Below are 3293 nucleotides of genomic sequence, written 5' to 3' on the forward strand. Positions count from 1 at the left end.
TTTGGTGGTGGCTTTACCGGCCTTATCGGGGCAAGCCCCTCCCACATTTTGATCTGTGAACGCATTCAAGTGTGGGAGGGGCGGTGCGACGATTCGACTTCGCCCCGATGGGGCCCTTGAGAGCCCCACAAAACCCGGATCAGAACTTGTCGAGGGTCTTGAACTTGGTCTCACGCACCACTTCTTTCGGCTTGTACGCGCAATACCCTGGCCGCGGCCCGATCTTCGGGTGATTGCGGCAGGTATCCGGACGCTTGTCATAAATAGTGCAGAAGCGCGTCTTACGATCCAGATACAGGCAGTCGTTGTTGCTCATGCGCTGCAGGGTAAAAATCTCGGATTTGTTGTTGTAGCGCTCGACGATGCCTTCCTTCTGCAACCGCTTGGCGATGTTCTTCGGCGGATCGCCCCGTTCGAACTCATCGACGATGCCAATGCGGATCAGGTCCTTGATCTTCACTTCGACCGGCAGCGTGCAGCAGCTGGACACGCAGCCACCGCACATGTGGGCGGAATATTTCTGCCAGGTCTCTAGACGGTCGAGTTCCGCGGCGGCGATCAGTTGAGGCTTCATCAAGGTTCCAAAAGGTGGGGCTGTATCCGGGCGCGGGATCATACCGGGATTGGTGGTTTTTTGAACAATATTTTGCGTATTTCATCCCCAACGGCGCGTTGGGCGAAAGCAGGCACGGCCAATGCATCAAAACCCTGCAAAGGTAAATGCGTTAAAAAAGTGCCGAACCAGAGCGGTCACCGTCTGTCAGACCGTCTAGGCTCTAGCAACTCCTTCTATCTCGCCCGAGGTCGCATTTGATGTCTCAGGAACCACTTGCACGAGAAGCAGAGGTAGCCGCATTTCGCGATGCCGTCTTGACCAAGCTCACCTACGCGGTGGGCAAGGACCCGGATCACGCCTTCGACCACGATTGGTTCGAAGCCATTGCCCTGGCCGCACGCGACCAGATGGTCGACCACTGGATGGACCATACGCGGCGTATCTACCGCAAAGGTCAGAAACGGGTGTATTACCTGTCCCTCGAATTCCTCATCGGCCGTTTGCTCTACGACAGCCTGAGCAACCTCGGTGTGCTGGAGATTGCCCGCGAGGCGCTCAGCGAACTGGGCGTCGACCTTGAGCGCATCCGCCTGCTGGAGCCCGACGCGGCGCTTGGCAACGGTGGCCTGGGCCGCCTGGCCGCCTGCTTTATGGAAAGCATGTCGACCCTGGGCATTGCCGGCCACGGTTATGGCATCCGCTATGAACACGGCCTGTTCCGCCAGGCGATTGTCGATGGCTGGCAGCAGGAGCAGACCGAACGCTGGCTGGATTTCGGCAACCCGTGGGAGTTCGAGCGCGCCGAGGTGATCTACCCGATCGGCTTTGGCGGCAGCGTGGAAACCCTGCCGGACGCCGCCGGCAAGCTGATCCAGGTGTGGACGCCCAACGAAACCGTGCGCGCCGTGGCATACGACACGCCGGTCGTCGGTTGGCGCGGTGCCAGCGTCAACACCCTGCGCCTGTGGCGTGCGCGGGCGGTGGAAGACCTGCACCTGGAGCGCTTCAACGCCGGTGACCACCTGGGCGCCGTCGCCGAAGTGGCCCGTGCTGAAAGCATCTCCCGGGTGCTTTACCCGGCTGACAGCACCGAAGCAGGGCAGGAACTGCGCCTGCGCCAGGAATACTTCTTCGTCTCCGCTTCCCTGCAAGACCTGCTGCGCCGCCACAAGAACATGCACGGCTCGGTGCTGAGCCTGGGCGAACACGCCGCCATCCAGCTCAACGACACTCACCCGTCCATCGCCGTGGCCGAGTTGATGCGCCAACTGGTGGACTTGCACGACATCGCCTGGGACGCCGCTTGGCAGGTCACGGTCGAAACCTTGTCCTACACCAACCACACCTTGTTGCCCGAGGCGTTGGAAACCTGGCCTGTAGGGCTGATGGAACGCATGCTGCCCAGGCACATGCAGATCATCTACCTGATCAACGCCCAGCACATCGACTCGCTGCGCGCCAAAGGCATCCACGATTTTGACGTACTGCGCGCCGTGTCGCTGATCGAAGAAGACAACGGCCGCCGCGTGCGCATGGGTAACCTGGCGTTCCTCGGATCCCACAGCGTCAATGGCGTGTCGGGTTTGCACACCCAGCTGATGCGCAGCACGGTGTTCTCCGAACTGCACAAGCTCTACCCCGACCGTATCAACAACAAAACCAACGGCATCACCTTCCGCCGCTGGCTGTACCAGGCCAACCCCAAGCTCACCCAGATGCTGGTGGAAGCCCTGGGTCCGGACATTCTCGACACTATGGAAACCCGCTTGGGCGAGTTGGAAACCTTCGCCGAGAAACAGACCTTCCGCAAAGCCTTCGCCGACCAGCGCTTGCACAGTAAGCGTGCACTGGCCGAGATCATCCATGAGCGCCTGGGTATTTCGGTGAACCCGGCGGCGATGTTCGACGTGCAGGTCAAACGGATCCACGAATACAAACGCCAACTGCTCAACCTGCTGCACACCGTGGCGCTGTACCAGGCGATCCGTGCCGAGCCGGGCACCGACTGGGTGCCGCGTGTGAAGATCTTCTCGGGCAAGGCGGCCGCCAGTTATCACCAGGCCAAGTTGATCATCAAGTTGACCAACGACATCGCCCGCACCGTCAACAATGACCCGACTGTGCGCGGTCTGCTCAAAGTGGTGTTCCTGCCCAACTACAACGTCAGCCTGGCCGAAAGCATCATTCCGGCGGCGGACTTGTCGGAGCAGATCTCCACCGCCGGCTTTGAAGCGTCGGGCACCAGCAACATGAAGTTCGGCCTCAACGGCGCGCTGACCATCGGTACCATGGACGGCGCCAACGTGGAAATGCACGAGCGCGTGGGCGCCGACCACATGTTTATCTTCGGCCTCAGCGCGCAGCAGGTGGAAGCGCGCAAGCATGCGGGTGAGTTCAACGCCGGGCCGGACATCGCCGCGTCCCATCGCCTCAACGATGTGCTGCAAGCGATCCGTGGCGGGGTGTTCTCGCCGGATGATCCGGGCCGCTATGTGGGCTTGATCGATGGGTTGATCGACTACGACCGCTTCCTGGTGTGTGCCGACTTCGACTCCTACTGGGAGGCCCAGGCACGGGTCGAGGCGCATTGGCATGATTCCAAGGCGTGGTGGCGTTCGGCGGTGCTCAATACGGCGCGGATGGGTTGGTTCTCTTCGGACCGGACGATCAGGGAGTACGCGACCGAGATCTGGAAAGCACTCGACTAAGCCCCGTTGTTCTAAATGTGGGAGGGGGC

The 3293-nt window shown here is 60.9% G+C and carries 2 protein-coding genes; one reads left to right on the forward strand and one right to left on the reverse strand.

Going from position 1 to position 3293, the window contains the following annotated elements:
- Positions 1-139: 139 nt before the first annotated feature.
- Positions 140-574, reverse strand: a complete 435-nt coding sequence (locus IQK56_RS29000; protein WP_024072902.1) for a YkgJ family cysteine cluster protein — start codon at positions 572-574, stop codon at positions 140-142.
- Positions 575-813: 239 nt separating this feature from the next.
- Here IQK56_RS29000 and IQK56_RS29005 point away from each other — a divergent pair, with 239 nt between their 5' ends.
- The gene (locus tag IQK56_RS29005) at positions 814-3264 is read left to right on the forward strand and encodes a glycogen/starch/alpha-glucan phosphorylase (RefSeq protein ID WP_150677098.1); all 2451 of its coding nucleotides are present in this window, start codon (positions 814-816) and stop codon (positions 3262-3264) included.
- The last annotated feature ends 29 nt before the right edge of the window (positions 3265-3293 follow it).

It is taken from the genome of Pseudomonas cyclaminis, from assembly GCF_015163715.1.
Classification (GTDB): Bacteria; Pseudomonadota; Gammaproteobacteria; order Pseudomonadales; family Pseudomonadaceae; genus Aquipseudomonas; species Aquipseudomonas cyclaminis.

Coding starts and splice junctions, on each gene's coding strand:
- IQK56_RS29000 (WP_024072902.1), bottom strand. CDS start 574: ATGAAGCCTCAACTGATCGCCGCCGCGGAACTCGACCGTCTAGAGACC.
- IQK56_RS29005 (WP_150677098.1), top strand. CDS start 814: ATGTCTCAGGAACCACTTGCACGAGAAGCAGAGGTAGCCGCATTTCGC.